This is a genomic window from Roseateles toxinivorans, from assembly GCF_004362525.1.
GTDB lineage: Bacteria > Pseudomonadota > Gammaproteobacteria > Burkholderiales > Burkholderiaceae_C > Paucibacter > Paucibacter toxinivorans.
In genome coordinates, this window is the sequence record NZ_SNXS01000005.1 from 506008 (window position 1) to 528125 (window position 22118).

Here is a 22118-nt window from a genome sequence, read left to right on the forward strand (position 1 = left end):
GTGTCAGCGCAGCTTCAGGCTCGCCAGGCCGACCAGGCACAGCAGCATCGTGATGATCCAGAAGCGGACGACGACCTGCGTCTCCTTCCAGCCCGATTTCTCGAAGTGGTGATGCAGCGGCGCCATCTTGAAGATGCGCCGGCCCTCGCCATAGCGCTTCTTGGTGAACTTGAACCAGCTCACCTGCAGCATCACCGACAGCACCTCGACGACGAACACGCCGCCCATGATGCCCAGCACGATCTCCTGGCGTGTGATCACGGCCATCGTGCCCAGGGCCCCGCCCAGGGACAGTGCGCCCACGTCACCCATGAAGACCTGGGCCGGATGGGTGTTGAACCACAGAAAGGCAAGACCCGCCCCCGCCATGGCGGCGCAGAAGATCAGCAACTCGCCCGAGCCCGGGATGTAGGGGAAGAGCAGGTACTTCGAGTACACCGACGAGCCCGTCACATAGGCAAACACGCCCAGGGCCGAGCCCACCATCACCACCGGCATGATGGCCAGGCCGTCCAGACCGTCGGTGAAGTTGACCGCATTGCTGGTGCCGACGATGACAAAGTAGGTCAAGGCGATGAAGCCGAACACGCCCAGCGGATAGCTGACGGTCTTGAAGAAGGGCACCAGGAGGTCGGCCTTGGGCGGCAGGTCGTTCGAGAAGCCGCTCTGCACCCAGCGCAGGAACAGCTCCAGCACGCGCAGGTTCGAGGTCTCGGACACGCTGAAGGCCAGGTACAGCGCCGCCACCAGGCCGATCAGCGACTGCCAGAAGAACTTCTCGCGGCTGGCCATGCCCTCTGGGTTCTTGTGCACGACCTTGCGCCAGTCATCGACCCAGCCGACCGCGCCAAAGCCCAGGGTGACCATCATCACGACCCAGACGAAACGATTGCTCCAGTCGAACCAGAGCAGGGTCGACACGGCGATGCCTATCAGTATCAGCACACCCCCCATCGTCGGCGTACCGCTCTTGGACAGATGCTGCTGCACGCCGTATTCGCGGATCGGCTGACCGATCTTCATCGCGGTCAGCCAGCGAATCACCCAGGGACCGAAGGCCAGGCCGATCAGCAGGCTGGTCAGTGCAGCCATCACAGCACGGAAGGTGATGTACTGGAACACGCGCAGGAAGCCCAGATCGGGGTAGCGCTCCTGTAGCAGCAAGGCGAGGCTAAGCAGCATGTGCGCCCCCATCCAGTGTCGGGCCACTCAGCGCGGCGACCACCAGTTCCATCTGCATGAATCTCGATCCTTTCACCAGCACCGCGTTCGCGGTGGGCGCCTGTTGCAGGGCCGCCACCAGGGCGGCCGTTGTGTCGAATGCCTGCGCTTGCGGGCCATAGGCGGCGGCGGCATCCCTGGCCGCGGTGCCTGCGGTCCACAGATGCTGGATGCCCAGCTGAGCCGCCAGGGCGCCGACCTCGCGGTGGAACTCCGGGCCCTTGTCGCCGACCTCGCCCATATCGCCCAGCACCAGCCAGGTCGGGCCGTGCAGGGAGGCGAGCACCTCGATCGCTGCGCGCACGCTGTCGGGGTTGGCGTTGTAGCTGTCGTCGATCAGGGTCAGGGCATGGCCCTGGAATGCAATGTTCTTCAGCTGCGAGCGCCCCTTCACCGGCTGGAATGCCTCCAGTCCGCGCACGATGGCGTTCAGTGGAGCACCCGCAGCCAGCGAACAGGCGGCAGCGGCCAGGGCATTGCGAACGTTGTGCAGGCCGGCCACGGCGAGGGCCACCGGGGCATCGCCGGCGGGGGTGTGCAGTTCCAGGGCCCAATGGCCTGAGTCAACCCAGCTGGCGCGCCCGGTCACATCGGCCTCGCCGTGCAGCGCAAAGCTCAGATGCGGGCGCTGGCCGGCCAGTTCGTGCCAGATCGGCGCGCAGGCGTCCTCGGCCGGGAACACGGCCACACCGGCGGCACCGAGCGCCGTGATCACTTCACCGTTCTCGCGCGCTGCGGCTTCCACCGTCTGCAGAAACTCCTGGTGCTCGCGCTGCGCGTTGTTGACCAGGGCCACAGTTGGCTGGGCCATCGCCGCCAGCGGGGCGATCTCGCCCGGGTGGTTCATGCCGATCTCGACCACGGCCGCACGGTGCCATTGAGCATCGTCCTGGCGCAGGCGCATAAGCGTCAGCGGCACGCCGATGTCGTTGTTGAAGTTGCCCTGCGTGGCCAGTGCCGCATCACCGACCCAGGCGCGCAGGATGCTGGCAATCATCTGCGTCACCGTGGTCTTGCCATTGCTGCCGGCGACTGCTATCAGCGGCAGATGGCAGTGGCGGCGCCAGGCATGAGCCAGCGCGCCAAGCGCCGCCTTGGCGTCCGGCACTTCGATGCCGGGCAGGCCGGCGGCGTCCAGGCCGCGCTCGGCCAGTGCGGCAATGGCGCCCGAGTCCTTGGCCTGGGCCAGGAAGTCATTGGCATCGAATCGCTCGCCGCGCAGCGCGACGAACAGATCACCGGCCTGCAGGCTGCGTGTGTCGCTGTGCACGCGGACGAACTCCAGCTCGCCGTTGCCGATCAGGCGCGCCTGCGGCACGGTCGGCTGCAGCAGATGCAGGGCCTGGGCCAGGGTCATGATGGGCGCAGCGCTCACAGGCCGGCCCTCGCGATCAGCGCATCACGGGCTTCCTCGACATCGGAGAAGGGCCGGCGCACACCGGCAATTTCCTGATAGTCCTCGTGGCCCTTGCCTGCCACCAGGATCACGTCGCGGGCGTCGGCGCCCAGCACGGCCTGCAGGATGGCGGCCTGGCGGTCCACGACCATTGCACGGGTCGCATCGGCAGGCATGCCGGCCGCGATGTCGGCCAGGATCTGCCCCGGCTCCTCGGTGCGCGGGTTGTCGCTGGTGACGATCACCTGGGCGGCCAGGCGCGCGGCGATGGCGCCCATCAGCGGACGCTTGGTCCGGTCGCGGTCACCGCCGCAGCCGAACACGCAACTCAGTTTGCCGCCGCGTGCGGCCGCCAGCGGGGCCAGCGCCTGCAGGGCCTTGTCCAGTGCATCGGGCGTGTGGGCATAGTCCACCACCAGCTGCGGCAGCTCGCGGCCGTTGCCGACGCGCTGCATGCGGCCGGGCACCGGTGTGACCTGGGCTGCCACGCGCGCCGCATCGGCAAGCGTATGGCCCAGCGCACGCAAGCCGCCGATCACGGCCAGCAGATTGGCCACGTTGTACTCGCCGATCAGACCGGTCTCGACCAGCAGCGAATCGCCGCCTTCCTTCAAGGTGAAGGCCAGGCCGCCGGCGCGGTAGTGCAGATCAAGGGCGGACAGCCGCGCATCGGTGCGATTCAGTCCGTAGGTCCAGACATCGAGCCTGCCCGCCAGTTCGAGCGCCAGCTCGGCGCCCTTGGCATCGTCGAGGTTCAGCACCGCGGCCTGCAGTCCAGGCCAGTCGAACAGCTCGCGTTTGGCCGCCCAGTAGGCGTCCATGCTGCCGTGATAGTCCAGATGATCCTGCGTGAAGTTGGTGTACAGCGCGACGCGTATGCGCGTGCCGGCCAGACGCTGCTCCCTGATGCCTATCGACGAGGCCTCGATGGCACAGGCGGCATAGCCCTGATCGGCCATGCGGCGGAAGTTGGCCTGCAGCAGCACGGGGTCGGGTGTTGTGAGGCCGGTGTACTCGATCTCGGCCGGCTTGTTGCTGCCAGGCAGCGGCGGCTCGCCCACGCCGAGCGTGCCCACCACGCCGCAGCGCTGGCCCAGCAGGCTCAAGGCCTGCGCCATCCACCAGGCTGTCGAGGTCTTGCCGTTGGTGCCGGTGCTGGCGATCACCGCCAGCTGCTCGCTCGCTGCGCCGTAGCAGGCGGCGGCGATCAGACCCGTCCTGGCCTTCAGGCCCGGCAGCGAGGCCACACGGGCATCGGCAAAGCCATAGGCTTCGACGCCTTCTTCCTCGACCAGACAGGTCGCGGCCCCGGCGGCCAGCGCCGCGCGCACGTATTCGCGGCCGTCCCTTGCATAGCCCGGCCAGGCGATGAAGGCATCTCCTGCGGCCACGGCACGGCTGTCCGTGCGCAGCACGCCGGTGGTCCATTCCTGCAGCCAGCGAGCGGCGGCTTCGGGGGATTTGAGGTGGGTCAATGCCACGCTAGAAGCTTTCCGGAACGGTTTCGATATGGCGGGCAACGATCTGCGGCTTGACCTCCAGATCGGGCGGAACGCCCAGCAGACGCAGCGATTGCTGCACCACCTGGCTGAACACCGGAGCGGCCACCAGGCCGCCGTAGTACTTGCCATTGGTCGGCTCGTCCACCATCACCGCAACGATCAGCCTCGGGTTGCTGATCGGCGCCAGGCCGACGAACCAGGAGCGGTACTTGTTCGAGGCATAGCCCTTGCCTTCCTGCTTGTGCGCCGTGCCCGACTTGCCGCCCACGCTATAGCCCTGGGTCTGCGCCAGCGGGCCGGTGCCGCCATCGCCGGCGGCCATCTGCAGCATCAGGCGCACGGCCTGAGCGGTCTTGGGCGAGAACACGCGCACGCCGGCCACGTCCACACCATCGGCTTGCTTGGTCATGGTGATCGGAATCAGTTCGCCATCGCGGCCGAACACCGTGTAAGCGCGGGCTAGCTGCAGCAGCGAGGCGCTGAGGCCGTAGCCGTAGGACATCGTGGCCTGCTCGATCGGGCGCCAGGTCTTGTAGGGCCGCAGCCGGCCCGTCACCGCGCCGGGGAAGTTGATCTGCGGCCGTTGACCCAGGCCCACCTGGGTGAACATCTCGTGCATTTCGCGCGACTGCATCTGCATCGCCAACTTGACCACGCCGACATTGCTGGACTTCTGTATCACCTGGGCCACGCTCAGCAGACCGTTGGGGTGAGCGTCGGAGATCGTGCTGCCGGTGATGCTGATATGGCCCGGCGCGGTTTGGATCATCGTGTCGGGCGTGACGCGACCCGTCTCCATCGCCAGCGCGGCGATCAGCGGCTTCATCGTCGAGCCGGGCTCGAAAGTGTCGGTCAGCGCGCGGTTGCGCAGCTGGTTGCCCGACAGATTGCGCCGGTCGCTCGGGTTGAAGCTGGGATAGTTGGCCAGGGCCAGGATCTCGCCGGTCTTCACGTCCAGCACGACCACGCTGCCGGCCTTGGCCTTGTGCTCGGCCACCGCATCGCGGATGCGCTGATAGGCGAAGAACTGCACCTTAGAGTCGATCGACAGGTCGATGTCCTGTCCATTGCTGGGCGGAATGCGCTCGCCGATGTCCTCGACGACGCGACCCAGCCGGTCCTTGACCACATTGCGGCTGCCGTCACGGCCCTGCAGCTCCTTCTGGAAGGCCAGCTCTATGCCCTCCTGGCCGCGCTCTTCGATATTGGTGAAGCCCACCACATGGGCGGCGGCCTCACCTTCCGGGTACTTGCGCTTGAACTCGCCCTCCTGGAACACGCCCTTGAGCTTGAGCTGCTTGATCTCCAAGGCCACCTGTGTGTCGACCTGACGACGCAGCCAGACGAACTTGGGGCTGCTGGCCAGCTTGGCATCCAGCTCCTGCGGCGTAATCTCCAGCAGCTTGGCCAGGGCCTTGCGCTGCTGCGGCGTGGCGTCCACGTCCTTGGGTATCGCCCAGATCGAAGGCACGGCGACGCTGGCCGCCAGCACCTGGCCAGTGCGGTCGACAATGCGCCCGCGGCTGGCCGGGAGCTCCAGCGCATGCTTGTAGCGGCTCTCACCCTGCTTCTGGAAGAAGTCGGTGCCTATGACCTGGATATAGAGCGCCCGGCCCAGCAGAATGCAAAAGCCCAGGCCGACGGCAGCCACCAGCATGCGCGAGCGCCAGGGAGGCGTCTTCGAGGCCAGCAGCGGGCTGCTCGAATAGTTGACGCTGCGCGCGCTGTTGGAGCGCAGGCTGCTGCGGGCCGAGGTGGCACCGCTTTTCGGGCCGTTGCCTGCGCCGCGCTTAAACCAACTCACGACTTGCCTCCCGTCGGGCTCGCAACACGTGTATCGGTGACCGGCTGGGTGATGGCAGGCGTGATAGCCCGCATCTTCAGGCGCTCGCGCGCCACCTGCTCGACGCGCAGATTGGTCGCCTGCGCATGGCGCTCGGCCTGCAGGCGCTGCAGGTCGATCTCGAGCCGGCGTGCCTCGTTCTGCGCGCGGTCGATCTCGTTGAACAGGCGCCGCGAGTCATAGGCCGTGCGCACCAGATACATGCCGCTGAGCAGCACCGCCGCCATCAGCAGCACATTCAGCCGGGTCATGTCTGCGACTCCATCCGTTCGGCCACACGCATGATGGCCGAGCGCGAACGCGGATTGGCGCGGACCTCGGTCTCGCCGGGCTTGATGCGGCCCAGCGCCCGCAGCCGCATCGCCTTCGGTGCGGCGAACGGGGCGCGACGGTCGTACTCCTCCTTGCTCTCACGGGCAATGAAGGTCTTGACGATACGGTCTTCCAGCGAGTGGAAGGAGATGATGGCCATGCGCCCCCCGGGGGCCAGCAATTGCATGGCCGCACTCAACCCCTGCTCGAGCTCCTCAAGCTCGGCGTTGACGAAAATCCGAAGAGCTTGAAATGTGCGCGTTGCAGGGTTCTGGCCCGGCTCGCGGGTCTTGACCGCACGAGCCACGACTTCGGATAGTTCGTCGGTGCTTCGAACAGCACTCCCGCTCTCCCGGCGAGCAACAAGCGCCTTTGCAATCGATACAGCAAACCGTTCTTCCCCATAGTTGCGTATCACCTCCGCAATCTGGCGCTCATCGGCGCGGGCCAAAAAATCCGCGGCGCTTTCGCCCCGGGTCGTGTCCATGCGCATGTCCAGCGGGCCGTTGAAACGGAAGCTGAAGCCACGCTCGGGGTTGTCGATCTGCGGGCTGGAGACACCCAGGTCCAGCAGCAGGCCCTGGATCTGCTGCACACCCAGGGCGTCGAGCTGGGCGCGCATATCGGCAAAGGCCGAGTGCACGATGGTGAAACGGGGGTCGTCAATGCGGTTGGCGCCGGTCGTCGCCTCGGCCACCGCCTCGGGATCACGGTCGATGGCGATCAGTCGTCCCTGCGGGCCGAGGCGGGACAGCAGCAGGCGAGAATGGCCACCACGGCCGAAGGTGCCGTCGAGGTAGATGCCGTTCGGATCGGTCAGCAGAGCATCGACGGCTTCATCCAACAGTACCGTGGTGTGCTTGAAATCGTCGGGGGCTTGGACGATGCTCATCAGAAGCTCATGTCCTTGATGGCGTCCGGCACTTCGGACTCCATCACCTTGGCCTCATGCGCGGCGTAGGTGGCTGCGTCCCACAGCTCCAGATAACTACCCATGCCCAGCAACATCACGTCCTTGCTCAAACCTGCCGAGGCACGCAACTCCGGCGAGATCAGCACGCGCGAGGCGTTGTCTATCTCCACATCCATCGCATTGCCCAGGAACACCCGCTTCCAGCCACTGGCCGACATCGGCAGCGCGGCCACGCGCTCCCGGAACGACTCCCAGGTCGGACGGGGAAAGACCATCAGGCAGCCCTCGGGATGCTTGGTGACGGTCAATTGGCCCTGTGCCATGGCCTGCAGCACCTCGCGATGGCGCGCAGGGACGGTCAACCGCCCCTTCGCGTCCAGCGCGAGCGCTGCTGGTCCCTGAAACATGAAATTGGCCACATTCACCCACTAAAGTGCACTTTCTCCCACTTTAGCCATTGCCCGCGACCTGGTCAAGGACGAAATGTAAGAATTTCCCAATGAAATCAATCACTTAGCGTCGAAAGCTAAGGCAGGTCAGAGGCAAATATCGTTATGGAATAAGGACTTGCAGAGTGGTCTGCAAGTGGTGGATTAGCTTTTTCGGTGCGCCACGGGGAATCCGGATAGTGGCGTTGGCAACGACGCGCACGGCGGCCGCGCAGCAGAAAGAAGTTTCAACGGCGCAAAAGATCTCTTCCCCTCAGCCGGCGCGCATCAGCCTTGTCAACAAGCCCGCCGTGCGCTGCAGCAGCGGTGTCGAGCGGCGCTGCGTCGGCGTGACCAGGCACAGCGTGGTGCGGATATCGGCGCCGTCAAACGGTGTGACGCGCAGTCGCTCGGGGTGCTCATAGCTGCGCAGCGCCAGCTCACCCAAGGCCGCGTGGCCGATGCCGGCGGCCACCAGGTCCAGGATGGCCGGCACGCTGGAGACCTCCCAGGCCACGTTCAGCTGCACGCCGGACAGCGCCGCCGCCGACTCCATCAAGGTGCGAAAGATCTGGCCACGCTGCGGCATCACCAGCGGAAAGCTACCCAGCTGCTGCAAGGTCGGCGGACGCTTCGGCGCCTGTGACGCAGCGCTGATCAGGCAGATCTGCTCGTCACGCAGCGGCAGTATCTCCAGGGTCGGCAGCGCCTCGGGGTTGTAGACCAGGCCGAGGTCGGCACGACCGGTCAGCAGCCATTCGGTGATATGGGTCGAGAAGCCCTCCATCAGGGCCAGCCGGGCCTGCGGCATCTCGCGGCGAAAGGCCTCGATCAGTGGCAGCGTGTGCAGCCGGGCCAGGGTGGGTGGCATGGCAACGGTGATACGGCCCACTGGTTCATGGCGTTGCGCCGTCAGGTCCTCCTTGGCCTGGTTGACCAGCTGCAGGATGTCGTGGCAATGGGTCAGCAGCCGCCGCCCTGCCTCGGTCAGCTGCACGCCGCGACCGTTGCGCAGCAGCAGGGTCTCGCGCAACTCGGCCTCCAGCGCCCGCACCTGCCTACTCAGCGCCGGTTGCGCCACACCCAGCACCAGGGCCGCCTTGCTGATGCTGCCGTGCTCGGCAACATGGACAAAGGTCTCGATCTGGTTCAGGTTCATAGCCGCTCCAACGGTTCACTCATTGTTCGCAGGCGTCAAGCCATGCCGAAACTGCATAGCAGCTAGTGCCAGTCAGAACTTGGCTGATGGTACCGAACGTTCACAGAATGCGACCCAAGCAACCCGTCACCCATCAATTCATGGCCCCCCTCCGCTGCATCTCCTCGATGGCAACCCGCCCGCTGCTCGCCGAACTGGCCCAGGCCTACACGGCAGCCACGGCCGTGCCGGTCGGCTTCGAGTCGGTCGGTGGCGTCGAGGCGGCGCGGCGGGTACAGACTGGCGAGGCCTTTGATCTGGTCGTGCTGGCCGGCGACGCCATCGATGGACCGATCGCCAGCGGTCATCTGCTCGCCGACAGCCGGCGCGCTCTGGCGGATTCCGCCGCAGCCCTGGCGGTGCCGGCCGGTGCCCCGCGGCCCGACATCGGCTCCGAAACAGCGCTGCGCAACACCCTGCTTGCCGCCCGCGCCATCGGCTACTCCACTGGCCCCAGCGGCACGGCCCTGCTTCGCCTGTTCGAGCGCTGGAGCCTGACCGAGGTGCTGAGCGCCCGCCTGGTGCAGGCCAGGCCAGGTGTATCGGTTGGCAGCCTGATTGCCGCCGGCGAGGTGGACATCGGCATCCAGCAGCTCAGCGAGCTGATGCAGCTGGACGGCATCTCCGTGCTGGGCGGTTTGCCGCGCGGGCTGGAGATCGTCACGAGCTTCGCCGGCGCAATCGGTGCTCGTTCGACCCAGGCGGACTCGGCCCGCGCCCTGCTCGATTTCCTGACCACGCCTGACACTGCTGCTGTGAAGCGGCGCCATGGCATGGACGCGCCACGCCAAACCATTTGAACCCCACGACCACCATGATCATCGACGTCCACGGCCACTACACTACCGCCCCGGCAGCCCTCGGCGCCTGGCGCGATCTGCAGATCGCCGGCCTCGCCGACCCCGCCAAGGCGCCCAAGGTCGCCGACCTGAAGATCAGCGACGACGAGCTGCGCGAATCAATCGAAGCCAACCAGCTGAAGCTGATGCGAGCCCGCGGCAGCGACCTGACGATCTTCAGCCCGCGAGCCAGCTTCATGGCCCACCACATTGGCGACTTCCAGACCTCGAGCGCCTGGGCCGCGATCTGCAACGAGCTGTGCTACCGGGTCAGCCAGCTGTTCCCTGATCACTTCGTGCCGGCCGCGATGCTGCCGCAATCGCCGGGTGTGGACCCGGCCTCCTGCATCCCCGAACTGGTCAAGTGCGTGGAGCAATACGGTAATGTCGGCATCAACCTGAACCCCGATCCGTCCGGCGGTCACTGGACCAGCCCGCCGCTGCCGGACCGCCACTGGTACCCGATCTACGAGAAGATGGTCGAGTACGACGTCCCGGCGATGATCCATGTCAGCACCAGCTGCAACGCCTGCTTCCACACCACCGGCGCCCACTACCTGAATGCCGATACGACGGCCTTCATGCAGTGCCTGACCAGCGATCTGTTCAAGGACTTCCCAACGCTCAGATTCCTGATCCCTCACGGCGGCGGCGCCGTGCCCTACCACTGGGGGCGCTTCCGCGGCCTGGCACAAGAGCTGAAGAAGCCCTTGCTCAGCGAGCACCTGCTGAACAACATCTTCTTCGACACCTGCGTGTATCACCAGCCGGGCATCGACCTGCTGACCCAGGTGATACCGGTCAAGAACATCCTGTTCGCCAGCGAAATGATTGGCGCGGTGCGCGGCATCGACCCCGAGACCGGCCACTTCTACGACGACACCAAGCGCTATGTCGAGGCCACGGCAAACCTCAGCGAGGAAGAGCGGTTCATGGTTTACGAAGGCAATGCCAGACGCGTGTTCCCGCGCCTCGATGCCGCGCTGAAGATCAAGGGGCTCTGAAATGCACGAGCTCGGTGTGGTCTATCGCAATATCCGGCGCGCCGATCGTGCAAGCGCCGATGGCATGGCCCCCCTCGGCTCGGCCACCGTGCACGAGGCGATGGGGCGGGTCGGCCTGCTGAAGCCCTATATGCGGCCGATCTACCCCGGCACCCAGGTCTCCGGCACGGCCGTGACCGTGCTGCTGCAGCCCGGTGACAACTGGATGATGCACGTGGCGGCGGAGCAGATTCAACCCGGCGACATCGTCGTTGCGGCCGTCACCGCCGACTGCTGCGACGGCTACTTCGGCGACCTGCTGGCCACCTCCTTCATGGCCCGCGGCGCCCGCGCGCTGATCATCGACGCCGGGGTGCGCGATGTGAAGACGCTGCAGCAGATGGGCTTCCCGGTCTGGAGCAAGGCCATCAGCTCCAAGGGCACGATCAAGGCCACGCTCGGCTCGGTCAACATCGCCGTGGTCTGCGCCGGCATGTGGGTGACACCCGGCGATGTGATCGTGGCCGATGACGATGGCGTGGTCTGCGTGCCCGCCGCCCGTGCCGCCGAGACCTTGGCCGCCGCAATGAAGCGCGAGAGCTTCGAAGGCGAGAAACGAGCCAAGCTGGCCTCCGGCGTGCTGGGCCTGGACATGTATCAGATGCGCGAGCCGCTGGCCCAGGCCGGTCTGCGCTACATCGACTGATGGTCATGGACATCGCCATGAACGTCGGATTGATAGGCTATGGCGAGGTCGGCCGCATCCTGGCCGAGGATCTTCGCGCTCAGGGTCTGGCCGTGGCGGCCTACGACCTGAAGCGGGACCCTGAGCTGAGTGCACACGCCCAGGCCCGCGGCGTCCCGCTGGCCCGCTCGGCCAGCGAACTGGCGGCGCAGAGCGATCTGCTGATCAGCGCCGTGACGGCCAGCCAGACGGTCGCCGTGGCCGAGGCCGCCAGCGCGGGCCTGAAGAAGGGCTGCTTCTTCCTGGACTTCAACTCCGCCTCGCCCGGCGCCAAGGCCCGCGCGGCCGATTGCATCTACGCCGCCGGTGGCCGCTATGTCGAGGGCGCGTTGATGACCAGCGTGCCGCCCTATCGCATCAAGGTGCCCCTGCTACTGGGCGGGCCCGATGCGCAGGCACTGCTAGCCCCGCTGAATACGCTGGGCTTCGCAGCAAAGGTCGCCAGCGAGCAGCTGGGCGTGGCCTCGGCCACCAAGATGTGCCGCAGCGTGATGATCAAGGGCCTGGAGGCGATGGTGATCGAGAGCTTCACGACCGCACGCCACTACGGCGTCGAGGACGCGCTGATCGCCTCACTGCAGGAGACCTTTCCCTCCATCGATTGGGAGAGGCAGGCCAGCTATTTCTTCCAGCGCGTGATCGAGCATGGCCGGCGCCGCAGCGAGGAGGTGCGCGAGGTCGCCCAGACCGTGCGCGAAGCGGGCCTGAGCCCCTGGAGCGCCGCCGGCACCGCCGAGCGCCAGGCCTGGGTCGCCAACTTGGCCGACCTGGGCGTGTTCGGCCCGCGCGGTGAGCCGAGCTTTGCGCGCAGCAGTGACTGGCGCGTCGAGGCCGACCGCCTCTTGAACCACAACAAACCATGATCACCTTCGAGAAGACCCCCGGCTGGCTGGACTGGTATGCAGGCCCCAGCAAGCCCCGCTTCAAGCTGCCGGCCGGTGCCGTCGACGCCCACTGCCATGTCTTCGGCCCCGGCGCGCTGTTTCCGTTTGCGCCCGAGCGCAGGTACACGCCCTGCGATGCCAGCTGGCAGCAGCTGTTCGCGCTGCGCGACCAGCTGGGCATCAGCCGCAATGTGATCGTGCAGGCGACCTGCCACGGCGCCGACAACAGCGCGATGCTCGATGCACTGGCCCACGCCGACGGCCGCGCACGTGGCGTGGCCACCGTTCGACGCGGCGTCAGCGAAGCGGAGCTGCATCGCATGCATGCCTTGGGCGTACGCGGCGTGCGCTTCAACTTCGTGCGCCGGCTGGTGGATTTCACGCCCAAGGACGAGCTGGTCGAGATCGCCCAACGCATCGCCCGCCTGGGCTGGCATGTGGTGGTCTATTTCGAGGCCGCGGACCTACCGGACCTGTGGGACTTCTTCACCGCACTGCCGACCCAGATTGTCGTCGATCACATGGGCCGGCCCGACGTCAGCCAGCCGGTCGATGGCCCCGAGTTCGCGCTGTTCCTGAGGCTGATGCGCGAGCACTCGAATGTCTGGACCAAATTGAGCTGCCCCGAGCGGCTGAGCGTCAGCGGCCCACGGGCGCTGAACGGGGAGGCGAGGCCCTATCGCGACGTGCTGCCCTTCGCGCAGCGCGTGCTGGCCGAATTCCCCGACCGCGTGCTGTGGGGCACGGACTGGCCCCATCCGAACCTGAAGGACCACATGCCCGACGACGGCCTGCTGGTGGACTTCGTCGCGCACCTCGCGCCCACACCCGAGCAGCAGCAGCGTCTGCTGGTCAGCAACCCGATGCGCCTTTACTGGCCCGAGGAGACAACAGCATGAACAAGAATTTGACCCGACGCATCGCCCTGGCCAGCCTGCTGGCACTGGGCGCCATTGGCAATATGGGCAGCGCGCAGGCCCAGGCCTATCCGAGCCGGACTATCAAGATCCTCGTCGGCTACAGCCCGGGTGGCGCGGTGGACATCATCGCCCGCGCCATCGCCGAGCAGATGGCCGCGGGCCTCGGTCAGGCGGTGATCGTCGAGAACAAGCCGGGCGGCGGCACCAATATCGCCAACAAGACGCTGATCGACAGCCCGGCCGATGGCTACACCTTGATGCTGGCCGCCAATGCGCTGGCGGCCAATGTCTCGCTGTACCAACCCGCGCCTTACGACCTCGGCCGCGACATCACGCCGATTGCCCAGATCGGCAGCGTGCCGGTGGTGCTGGCCGCCAACGCCCAAGCCGCCATCTCGTCGGTCAAGGACCTGATCGCACAGCTCAAGAACAAGCCGGACTCGATTACTTACGGCTCGCCGGGCAATGGCTCGACACCGCACCTGGCGATCGAGCTGTTCGCCCATGCCGCTGGCGTGCGCTTCACCCATGTGCCCTACAAGGGTGGCTCGCAGGCGATGAACGATGTGATCGCCGGCCACATCCAGACGGTGGCGGTGAATGCGCTCGAAGTGCTGCCCCATGCGAAGAGCGGCAAGCTCAAGGTGCTGGCCGTGCTGAGCGACAAGCGCTCGGCCATCTACCCCGATGCGCCGACGATCGCCGAGTCGGGCTTCCCCGGCTTCGAGGCTTCGGTCTGGTACGGCCTGATCGCGCCCAAGGGTGTGCCGGCGGCCCTGGTCAGCCGCCTGCACCAGGAGGTGCAGAAGGCGCTGGCCGCACCGGCCGTGCGCGAGCGACTGGCCGGCGCCGGGGGCGAGGTCAGACCCGGCCCCACAGCCCAGTTCGCCAAGCTGCTGGACAGCGAGAGGCAGCGCTACGAGAAGCTGATCCGCGAAGCCCGCATCACCCCCGACTGAGCGAGGTCCGCCATGCGCTATCCCATCACCGGGCGACTGAGCGCCCTGCTCTTCGTCGTTGCCCTGCAGCTAGGCTGTACCTCGCTGCCGGCGACCGCGGCAGCACCTCAAGCCGTGGTCGCGTCGGCGCAAGCCCGCGCCGCCCTGGCGCCCACCGGTCGGCTGCGCATCGCGGTCTATCCTGGCAGTCCGACCTCGCTGGTGCGCTCATCCGGCAGTCCGCAGGACGGAGGCCTCACGGTCGAGGTCGGTCGCGAGCTGGCGCGGCGCCTGGGCGTGCCAGCCGAGCTGGTGGTGTTCGAGCGCGTCGCCCAGATCATCGAGGCACTGCAGGCCGGCCAGGTGGACATGACCATCACCAATGCCACGCCGGCCCGTGCCGTGCTGGTGGACTTCACAACTCCACTGGTCGGCCTTGAACTGGGCTATCTGGCTCTGCCGGGATCGCCGGTCACGATGCTGGACCAGGTGGACCAGGCCGGCCGGCGCATCGGCGTCAGCCAGGGCAGCAGCTCGCAAGCGGCGCTTGCCCGCGTCTTCAAGCAGGCCGGCATCGTGCCGGCGGCTTCGCTGAAGGAGGCGGCCGAGATGCTGAAGGACCGGCGCATCGACGCCTTCGCCACCAACAAGGGCATTCTGTTCGAGCTCGCCGACGGCCTGCCCGGCGCCCGCGTGCTTGACGGCCGCTGGGGCCTGGAGTCGCTGGCCCTGGCCGTGCCCAAGGGTCGCACGCAGGGCGCGGAGTTTTTGAAGCAATTCGTCGAGGCGGTGCGTGCGCAGGGCCTGGTGCAGCAGGCCGCCACCCGCGCCGGGTTGCGCGGCCTCGCCGAGCCGGAACGCCGCTGAGTCGCAGCACCACAACTCAAACAACAAGGAGACGCATCAATGACCCACTCTCTCGACCGCCGCGCGCTGCTGCTGGCCGGCCTAGGCGCCGCCGTCTGGCCCACCGCCGGGGCACAGTCCACCAGGCCGCTGCGCATCATCGTGCCTTTCCCGCCCGGTGGCTCGACAGACATCCTGGCCCGTGCAGTCGGCAACACGCTGGGCACGGCCCTGGGCCAGACCGTGGTGATAGAGAACAAGCCGGGCGCCGGTGGCTCGACCGGCGCCGGCGAGGCGGCCCGTGCCGAGCCGGACGGCAACACCCTGCTGATGGGCCATATCGGCACGCTGGCCGTCAATCCCGCGCTGTACCCGAAACTGCCCTACGACCCAGTCAAGAGCTTCACGCCGGTGGCCTGGGTTGCCCGCGTGCCCAACATCCTGGTCGTCAACACCGGCTCGCCGGCCAGGACGCTGAAGGAGTTTCTCGAGCTGGCGCGCGCCAAGCCGGGGCGCTTGACCTACTCGTCCGGCGGCAACGGCAGTGCGGCCCACATCACCTTCGAGTACCTGAAGCTGCAGGCCAGGCTGTTCATGCTGCACATCCCCTATCGCGGCACGGCCCCCTCGGTCACCGATCTGCTGGGCGGCCAGGTGGACGCCACCTTCACCGGCGCGCCGGCCGTACTGCCCCATGTGCGCAATGGCAGGCTGCGCGCACTGGCGGTGTCCAGCACGCAACGCCTGGCACCACTACCCGATGTGCCGACCGTGGCGGAGAGCGGTTTTCCCGGCTTTGACGCGGACCAGTGGTACGGCTTCGTCGCACCGGCGGGCACGCCGCCGCCCATCGTTGCCCGTCTGAACAACGAGATCAACAAGATCCTGCGCCTGCCCGAGGTCGCCCAGCAGCTGGCCACCGAAGGCGCCATCGCCACGCCCACCACGCCCAAGGCCTATGCCGACCTGATCGCCCGCGAACTGCCGCGCTGGGCGGAGGTGGTCAGGGCCGGCCAGGTCAGACCCGACTGATTCCCTAGAGAAGAACGGTAGCGCTGCTGTGGCCTTGCCCAGGCACAGCCGAGCCGCCGCATTGCCTACCCACCAGGAGACGACATGAAGAAATCCATCCGCCGCATTGCATCCGGCGCCGCCGGCCTCGCCTGCCTGAGCCTGCCACTGCCGGGCGCGGCGCAGAGCAACGTCACGATCTACGGCCTGTTCGATGCCGCCACCCGCTACGCCACCAATGTCGGCGCGGGCCGGGAGTCGCGCACCACGATGGAGGACGGCATCTTCACCGGCAGCCGGCTGGGCTTACGGGTGCGAGAGGACCTGGGCAACGGCCTGGCCGCCGCGCTGACGATGGAGTCGGGCTTCGACCCGAGCAGCGGTGTGTCCTTGCAGGCCACGCCGACGGCCGACTTTGGCCAGACGCAGGCCTCGCCGCGTTTCTGGGGACGCGAAGTCCACCTGGGCCTGCGCAGCAGCCAGGGTTGGGGCGTGCTGCTGGGCCGGCAATACACGCTGGCCCATGCCGTTGCAGCGCGCTTCCAGCCGCTGGGCAATCCGAACAGCACGGCCCACTCGATCTTCAGCAGCCATCACATCGCGCGCCAGGACAATATGCTGCGCGTCGACGCCAAGCTGGGCGGCGTTGACCTGGCCGCCTCCAGGACTCTCGGCGAAGTGGCCGGCAGCGATGCCAATGGCTCCTGGGCGATGTCCGCCGGCTACGCCAGCGGACCGCTCTTCGTGGGCGGCTATGTGCAGCAGCTGAAGAACCTGGCCGGCACCGAAACCCGCAAGATCCTCGGCCTGGGCGGCAACTACAAGGTCTCGCCGATGTTCACCCTGTTCGCCGGTGCGATGCGTCGCACCGATGCGGTCAGCCCGCAGTCCAACAAGGTCTGGACCCTGGGCATCAATGTCGAACTCCGCCCCAACGTGACATTGAGCCTCGCACACCTGTCCGACAGTCAGACCGGCAGCACGGCGCTGAAGGGCTCGCGCAAGGTCAGCTATGCCTCCGCCAGCTATCGCTTCTCGCCACGCACCGACATCTATGCGGTCGTGGACGGAAACCAGGTCGACGGCGGCTATGCCAAGCCGGCCTTCATGGGCGCCAAGGGCGACCAGAGCGCGCTCACGGTCGGCCTGCGCCATCGCTTCTAATCCCTGCTGGAGCCTCAAATGATGAACAAAACCGTGAACCGCCGCCTGCTGCTCGCAGCCACCCTGCTGGCGGGCCTGCCGGGCGCGCTCCAGGCCCAGACGACTTTCCCGAATCGCGCAATCACCCTGATCGTGCCCTTCGCACCCGGTGGCATTGCCGATGTCATGGCGCGCGCCGTGGCGGAGGCCATGGCCAAGAGCCTGGGCCAGGCCGTGGTGGTGGACAACCGGCCCAGCGCCGGCAGCATCGTGGCCACCCAGGCCGTGGTCAGCGCCAGGCCGGACGGACACACCCTGCTGTTGATGAGCAATAGCAACGCGGTCAGCGTCGGCCTGTTCAAGAAGCTGCCCTATGACACGGTCAAGGACCTGGTGCCGGTCTCGACCCTGGGCTTCTTCGACCTGGCCCTGTTCGCGCCGGCCAACACGCGCTTCGGCACCGTGCAGCAGGCGCTGCAGTTCGCCAAGGCCAACCCAGGCCAACTGAAGATGGGGACAATTTCGGTGGGCACCACCCAGCACCTGGCCGCCAAGCTGTTCGAGACTGTCAGCGGCGCCGACCTGCTGACGATCCCCTACAAGGGCTCGCCGGCCGTGCTGATGGCCTTGCGCAGCGGCGAGATCGACCTGGCGCTGGAGATCGTCGGCCCGATGTTGCCGCAGCTCAGCGCCGGCGCGGTGAAGGCGCTGGCCGTCACGACGAACCAGCGCAACCCGGCCCTGCCCGAGGTGCAGACCTTGCAGCAGGCAGGCGTCGCCGGCTACAACGTCAGCTCCTGGAATGCCATTGCCGTGCCGGCCGCCACGCCACCGGCGGTCGTCGAGCGACTCAACCGCGCGATACGCGAGGCGATTGCTTCGGCGCCCGTCATCGCCAAGCTCGAGAAGCTGGGCATGCGGCTGCAGGCCGGCACGCCCGAGCAGGCGCAGGCACTGCTGTCCAGCGACATCAAGCGTTGGGGCGAGGTGATCAGCGCCGCGAAGATCGAGGCCGAGTAGATCGAGGCGTTGTCTGACGAAGGAAGGGGCCGCGCACCGATTGCCCCCAGGCACTCACCGGTCTAGGCTTGAAACATCAAGCCCCGAACTCGGTCGTCGCCAGGAGCCAGCGATGAAAGCACCCTGCCCTGCCCAATGCATCTGCCTGCTGCTCACCGCCAGCGCCCTGACCACGCAGGCGCAGATGAGCGGCTGGACAGAAACCGCGCAGGCGAACCTGGCGCCAGCCGCGCTGCGCCTGAGTCAAAGCCAGGCGGAGCCGCTGGCCACTGCCGGTTCAACGCCGATGGTGGATGCCTTGACCGGCCAGTCGCATACCGCTCGCCAAACCATGCTGTGGGCGGTGCATCCGTCTGGACTGGGTCTGGGCTTCGGTGTCGAGCAGCGCAGCTCAGCATTCGGCAGCCTGGCCGCGCAACGCCTCTCGTTCGATCCGACAACACGCCAAGCCGGCATGCTGATGGGTCTGTCCGTGGCCACCGGCAAGCACTCGTATCTGACCTTGCAAACTCCACTGCTGACATCGACTGCACGCGCGCCCCCGGAAGAAGGGCTGTTGCAGCAAGACGCGCGGCAGCTGCGCATGGGCCTGGTGTTCCAGACCCGCAACAAGTATGCCGACCTGCGCCAGGGCCTGCGCATGGAGCTGAGCGCCCAGACCACCCTATCGGTGCGGCCGCGCTCCGGGCGGCTTGGCTTCACCCTGCATAGCAGCTGGTAGCCGCAGCTGAACTCTGCGCTCCGAGGGTCCGCCCCGTTGACGAGACATTTTCCATACACTACTGTATTGTTTGTGCAAGCAAACGGCAAACGACAGGTGCATGGACAACAAGATCTGGCTCGAAAGCTATTCGCCCGGCGTACCGGCAGAGATTGATCTGGCCGAAATCGGCTCGATCGCGGACTACCTGGAGCAGGCGGTGGCGCGTTACGCCGACCGGCCGGCCTTCATCAGCGGGGCCACCGGTGTGGCCATCAGCTACCGCGAGCTTGACCGACTGAGCCTGCAGGTGGCGGGCTATTTCCAGTCCGTGCTGAAGCTGCCGGCGGGCGCGCGGGTGGCGCTGATGATGCCCAATCTGCTGCAGTACCCGGTCTGCCTGTTCGGTCTGCTGCGCGCCGGCTATGTGGTCGTCAACGTCAATCCGATGTACACGCCGCGGGAGCTGGAGCACCAGCTGAAGGATTCGGGCGCCGAGGCGATGATCGTCGTCGAGCTGTTCGCCCACACGCTGGCCAAGGTGATCGCGGCGACCCAGGTCCGGCATGTCGTCGTCACCGGCCTGGCCGACGCACTGCCCTGGGCCAAGCGCACGCTGGGCAATTTCGCGGTGCGCCACCTCAAGAAGATGGTCCCGGCCTACAACCTGCCCGGGCATGTCGGCTATCTCGATATGCTCAGCCAGGGCGCGGCGGCCGGGTTCAAGCCGGTCGCTACACGGCCGGGCGATCTGGCCTTTCTGCAGTACACCGGCGGCACCACCGGCGTGTCCAAGGGCGCGATGCTGACGCACCTGAATGTGCTGGCCAATGCCAAGCAGGGCGAGGTCTGGAGCGCACCCTTCCTCGACCCGAACGAGGCACTGATCAGCATCACCGCCATCCCGCTGTACCACGTCTTCGCGCTGGGCGCCTGCCTGGGCTTCGTCGGCATGGGCGGCGCCAATGTGCTGGTGGCCGATCCGCGCAATGTGCCGGCCTTTGTACGCGTGCTGTCCCAGTACCGCTTCGCCTCGATTCCGGCGGTCAACACGCTTTTCAACGGCCTGATCCACGACCCCGGCTTCGCCAGGCTGGACTTCTCGGCGCTGCGCTTTGCCATCGGCGGCGGCGCCGCGGTGCAACGCGCGGTGGCACAGCGCTGGGAGCAGATCACCGGCAAGCCGCTGGTCGAGGGCTATGGCCTGACCGAGTGCTCGCCCACGGTGACCTGCAATCCGCTGGACCTGAAGGCCTTCAACGGCAGCATCGGCCTGCCCATGCCCTCGACCGAGGTCTCGATACGCGACGATCAGGGACGTGAACTGCCCTTCGGCCAGGCCGGCGAGCTGTGCGTGCGCGGCCCGCAGGTCATGCAGGGCTATTGGCAGCGGCCCGAGGAGACCGCCAGGGTGATGACGGCCGACGGCTTTCTGCGCACCGGCGACGTGGCGCAGATGGACGAGCAGGGCTTCCTGAGAATCGTCGACCGGCTCAAGGACATGATCCTGGTCTCGGGCTTCAACGTCTATCCGAACGAGATCGAGCAGGTGGTGATGGAGCACCCCGAGGTGCTGGAGGTGGCCGCCGTAGGCAAACCCGACCCCGGCACCGGCGAAGCGGTCAAGCTCTACATCGTCAAGAAGACGCCAAGCCTGACGGCCGAGCAGGTCGTCGCCCACTGCCGCGAGCAGATGACCGGCTACAAGGTGCCGCGGCAGATCGAGTTCCTCGACGAGTTGCCCAAGAGCAATGTCGGCAAGATCCTGCGGCGCGAGTTGCGCGAGCGGGCCTGAGATGTATCGGAGCATGTGAAATGAGTGAGCTTATGGTCCGCCGGCTGTTGATCGACCTGGAGACGCCCTTCCCGGCCCGCTGGAACGGCGGCGACGCCTTTCGGTCGGCCTTCTTCAACGCGCTGTCGATGAGCTTCCCGGTCGGGGAGCAGTACTTCATCGACTCGGTGCGCAATGGACTGAAGTCGCTGCCTGAGGGGCAGCGCGCCCCGCTGGCCGTGGAGGTGCAGGGCTTCGTCGGCCAGGAGGCCACGCACCGGCGCATTCACAGCCTGTTCAACAACCACCTCGACAAGCTCGGCTTTCGCAACGAGATCGAGCGCCGGGCGCTGCGGCGGCTGAAGGACAACGCGCACCGCGATGTGCGCATCCATGTCGCGGCCACCGCCGCCACCGAGCACTTCACCGCCCTGTTCGCCGACTGGATGCTGCGCCACCCGGAGGCGCTGGAGGGCAGCGAGCCGCGCCTGCAGACGCTGTGGCTGTGGCACAGCGCAGAGGAGTCCGAGCACCGCAGCACGGCCTTCGACATCTACAACGCGATCAGCGGCAACCACGAGTGGCGGCTGCGCATCTTCCGCTACATCACCGTCACCTTTCTGAGCGATGTGCTGCGTCAGACGGTGCGCAATCTCTGGCACGACGGCAGCCTGCTGCGCTGGAGCACCTGGCGCAGCGGCGCAAGCTTCCTGTTCGCCCGCGATGGCCTGCTGCGCGGCAACTATGCCGGCTGGCGCGACTATCTGCGCCCGGACTTCCACCCCAGTCAGCATGACGCCAGCCGCTCGGCGCAATGGCTGCGCGACAACCAGGCGCTGTTCAGCGTGGTCGGGCAGGCCGCCGCGCCATGACGCCATCGATGGCCATCTGTCTGGCCCTGCTGCTGCTCTACATCGCCTTCGTGGTCTGGTACGGCGGTCGCGGCAGGCCGCTGACGGCCGCCGAGATCGAGGCCTACGTGGCCGAGCTTGAGACCTTAGCCACCGAGGCCAACAAGCAGGATCTGCTGGCCAGCGTGCGCGCCTTGCTGGCGCAGGACGATGGCCGCGAGTTCGTGATGCAGAACCTGGTGCGCTACCGGGCCAAGGCCCTGTACCCGCCCGGGCACGAGCAACTGGGTGATGACCCGCGCGCCGCCGACCGCCGCTACGGCAAGGCCATCATTCCGCACCTGCTGCGCTACGGCAATGTGCCGGTTTTCATCGCGCGGCGCAGCGGCAGCTTCATCGAGCCCGCCCGGGCCGATGCCTGGCACTACGTGGCCATGGTGCGCTACCGCAGCCGGCGCGACTTTCTGCGCTTTGCCATCAGCATCGAGCGTGCCGCCGACATTGCCGTGCACAAATGGGCGGCGATAGAGAAGACGCACATCTTTCCGCTGCGCCCCATCGTCAGCCTGATCTTCGTGCGCGGCGCCGTGGGCGCGCTGCTGGCGCTGATCGGCGCGCTCGCCGTGCTGCTGCTGCACTGAGCGGCACCGA

22 protein-coding genes are annotated in these 22118 nt (G+C 67.0%); 14 read left to right on the plus strand and 8 right to left on the minus strand.

Going from position 1 to position 22118, the window contains the following annotated elements:
• Positions 1 to 3: 3 nt before the first annotated feature.
• The 8 genes from mraY to DES47_RS20650 form a co-directional block, all read right to left on the minus strand.
• Positions 4 to 1182, minus strand: coding sequence for a phospho-N-acetylmuramoyl-pentapeptide-transferase (gene mraY / locus DES47_RS20615; RefSeq protein ID WP_133702617.1), 1179 nt, complete (start codon positions 1180 to 1182; stop codon positions 4 to 6).
• Positions 1172 to 2578 (minus strand): UDP-N-acetylmuramoyl-tripeptide--D-alanyl-D-alanine ligase, encoded by a 1407-nt coding sequence (locus DES47_RS20620; protein WP_166652110.1) that lies wholly within the window; start codon positions 2576 to 2578, stop codon positions 1172 to 1174. The genes mraY and DES47_RS20620 overlap by 11 nt, the downstream gene beginning before the upstream one ends.
• A gap of 14 nt (positions 2579 to 2592) precedes the next feature.
• Positions 2593 to 4098: a UDP-N-acetylmuramoyl-L-alanyl-D-glutamate--2,6-diaminopimelate ligase gene (locus tag DES47_RS20625; protein ID WP_133702618.1), complete on the minus strand. Its 1506-nt coding sequence runs from the start codon at positions 4096 to 4098 to the stop codon at positions 2593 to 2595.
• 1 nt (position 4099) lies between these two features.
• Positions 4100 to 5923 (minus strand): peptidoglycan D,D-transpeptidase FtsI family protein, encoded by a 1824-nt coding sequence (locus DES47_RS20630; protein ID WP_425057467.1) that lies wholly within the window; start codon positions 5921 to 5923, stop codon positions 4100 to 4102.
• Entirely contained in the window at positions 5920 to 6213 is a 294-nt protein-coding gene (gene ftsL / locus DES47_RS20635) for a cell division protein FtsL (protein ID WP_133702619.1), read from the minus strand. Before ftsL ends, DES47_RS20630 begins: the two co-directional genes overlap by 4 nt.
• Entirely contained in the window at positions 6210 to 7166 is a 957-nt protein-coding gene (gene rsmH / locus DES47_RS20640; protein ID WP_133702620.1) for a 16S rRNA (cytosine(1402)-N(4))-methyltransferase RsmH, read from the minus strand. Before rsmH ends, ftsL begins: the two co-directional genes overlap by 4 nt.
• The gene (gene mraZ / locus DES47_RS20645) at positions 7166 to 7594 is read right to left on the minus strand and encodes a division/cell wall cluster transcriptional repressor MraZ (RefSeq protein ID WP_133702621.1); all 429 of its coding nucleotides are present in this window, start codon (positions 7592 to 7594) and stop codon (positions 7166 to 7168) included. Before mraZ ends, rsmH begins: the two co-directional genes overlap by 1 nt.
• 295 nt (positions 7595 to 7889) lie before the next feature.
• Positions 7890 to 8774, minus strand: coding sequence for a LysR family transcriptional regulator (locus DES47_RS20650; RefSeq protein WP_133702622.1), 885 nt, complete (start codon positions 8772 to 8774; stop codon positions 7890 to 7892).
• 140 nt (positions 8775 to 8914) lie between these two features.
• Here DES47_RS20650 and DES47_RS20655 point away from each other — a divergent pair, with 140 nt between their 5' ends.
• The 14 genes from DES47_RS20655 to DES47_RS20720 all read left to right on the plus strand — a co-directional run bounded on the left by DES47_RS20655 (position 8915) and on the right by DES47_RS20720 (position 22108).
• On the plus strand, positions 8915 to 9613 hold the full coding sequence (locus DES47_RS20655) for a substrate-binding domain-containing protein (protein ID WP_133702623.1): 699 nt from the start codon (positions 8915 to 8917) through the stop codon (positions 9611 to 9613).
• 14 nt (positions 9614 to 9627) lie between these two features.
• Positions 9628 to 10656, plus strand: a complete 1029-nt coding sequence (locus DES47_RS20660) for an amidohydrolase family protein (protein ID WP_133702624.1) — start codon at positions 9628 to 9630, stop codon at positions 10654 to 10656.
• Position 10657: 1 nt separating this feature from the next.
• Entirely contained in the window at positions 10658 to 11341 is a 684-nt protein-coding gene (gene ligK / locus DES47_RS20665; protein ID WP_133702625.1) for a 4-carboxy-4-hydroxy-2-oxoadipate aldolase/oxaloacetate decarboxylase, read from the plus strand.
• A gap of 17 nt (positions 11342 to 11358) precedes the next feature.
• Complete coding sequence (locus DES47_RS20670) at positions 11359 to 12243, plus strand: DUF1932 domain-containing protein (protein ID WP_243748401.1); 885 nt, start codon at positions 11359 to 11361, stop codon at positions 12241 to 12243.
• Positions 12240 to 13163 (plus strand): amidohydrolase family protein, encoded by a 924-nt coding sequence (locus DES47_RS20675; protein WP_133702627.1) that lies wholly within the window; start codon positions 12240 to 12242, stop codon positions 13161 to 13163. The genes DES47_RS20670 and DES47_RS20675 overlap by 4 nt, the downstream gene beginning before the upstream one ends.
• Positions 13160 to 14143, plus strand: a complete 984-nt coding sequence (locus DES47_RS20680) for a Bug family tripartite tricarboxylate transporter substrate binding protein (protein WP_133702628.1) — start codon at positions 13160 to 13162, stop codon at positions 14141 to 14143. Before DES47_RS20675 ends, DES47_RS20680 begins: the two co-directional genes overlap by 4 nt.
• A gap of 12 nt (positions 14144 to 14155) precedes the next feature.
• Positions 14156 to 14989, plus strand: coding sequence for a transporter substrate-binding domain-containing protein (locus DES47_RS20685; protein WP_133702629.1), 834 nt, complete (start codon positions 14156 to 14158; stop codon positions 14987 to 14989).
• 39 nt (positions 14990 to 15028) lie between these two features.
• The gene (locus DES47_RS20690) at positions 15029 to 16000 is read left to right on the plus strand and encodes a Bug family tripartite tricarboxylate transporter substrate binding protein (RefSeq protein ID WP_133702630.1); all 972 of its coding nucleotides are present in this window, start codon (positions 15029 to 15031) and stop codon (positions 15998 to 16000) included.
• 84 nt (positions 16001 to 16084) lie between these two features.
• A complete protein-coding gene (locus DES47_RS20695; RefSeq protein ID WP_133702631.1) occupies positions 16085 to 17143 on the plus strand; it encodes a porin in 1059 nt (352 codons plus the stop codon).
• Between the two features lie 18 nt (positions 17144 to 17161).
• Positions 17162 to 18142, plus strand: coding sequence for a tripartite tricarboxylate transporter substrate binding protein (locus DES47_RS20700; protein WP_133702632.1), 981 nt, complete (start codon positions 17162 to 17164; stop codon positions 18140 to 18142).
• 112 nt (positions 18143 to 18254) lie between these two features.
• The gene (locus DES47_RS20705; protein WP_133702633.1) at positions 18255 to 18863 is read left to right on the plus strand and encodes a hypothetical protein; all 609 of its coding nucleotides are present in this window, start codon (positions 18255 to 18257) and stop codon (positions 18861 to 18863) included.
• A gap of 100 nt (positions 18864 to 18963) precedes the next feature.
• Positions 18964 to 20637 carry an AMP-binding protein gene (locus DES47_RS20710; RefSeq protein ID WP_133702634.1) on the plus strand — a complete coding sequence of 558 codons (1674 nt, stop codon included), beginning with the start codon at positions 18964 to 18966 and terminating at the stop codon, positions 20635 to 20637.
• 20 nt (positions 20638 to 20657) lie between these two features.
• Positions 20658 to 21488, plus strand: coding sequence for a metal-dependent hydrolase (locus DES47_RS20715; RefSeq protein WP_133702635.1), 831 nt, complete (start codon positions 20658 to 20660; stop codon positions 21486 to 21488).
• 8 nt (positions 21489 to 21496) lie between these two features.
• Positions 21497 to 22108: a hypothetical protein gene (locus tag DES47_RS20720; protein ID WP_133702636.1), complete on the plus strand. Its 612-nt coding sequence runs from the start codon at positions 21497 to 21499 to the stop codon at positions 22106 to 22108.
• Positions 22109 to 22118: the final 10 nt, after the last annotated feature.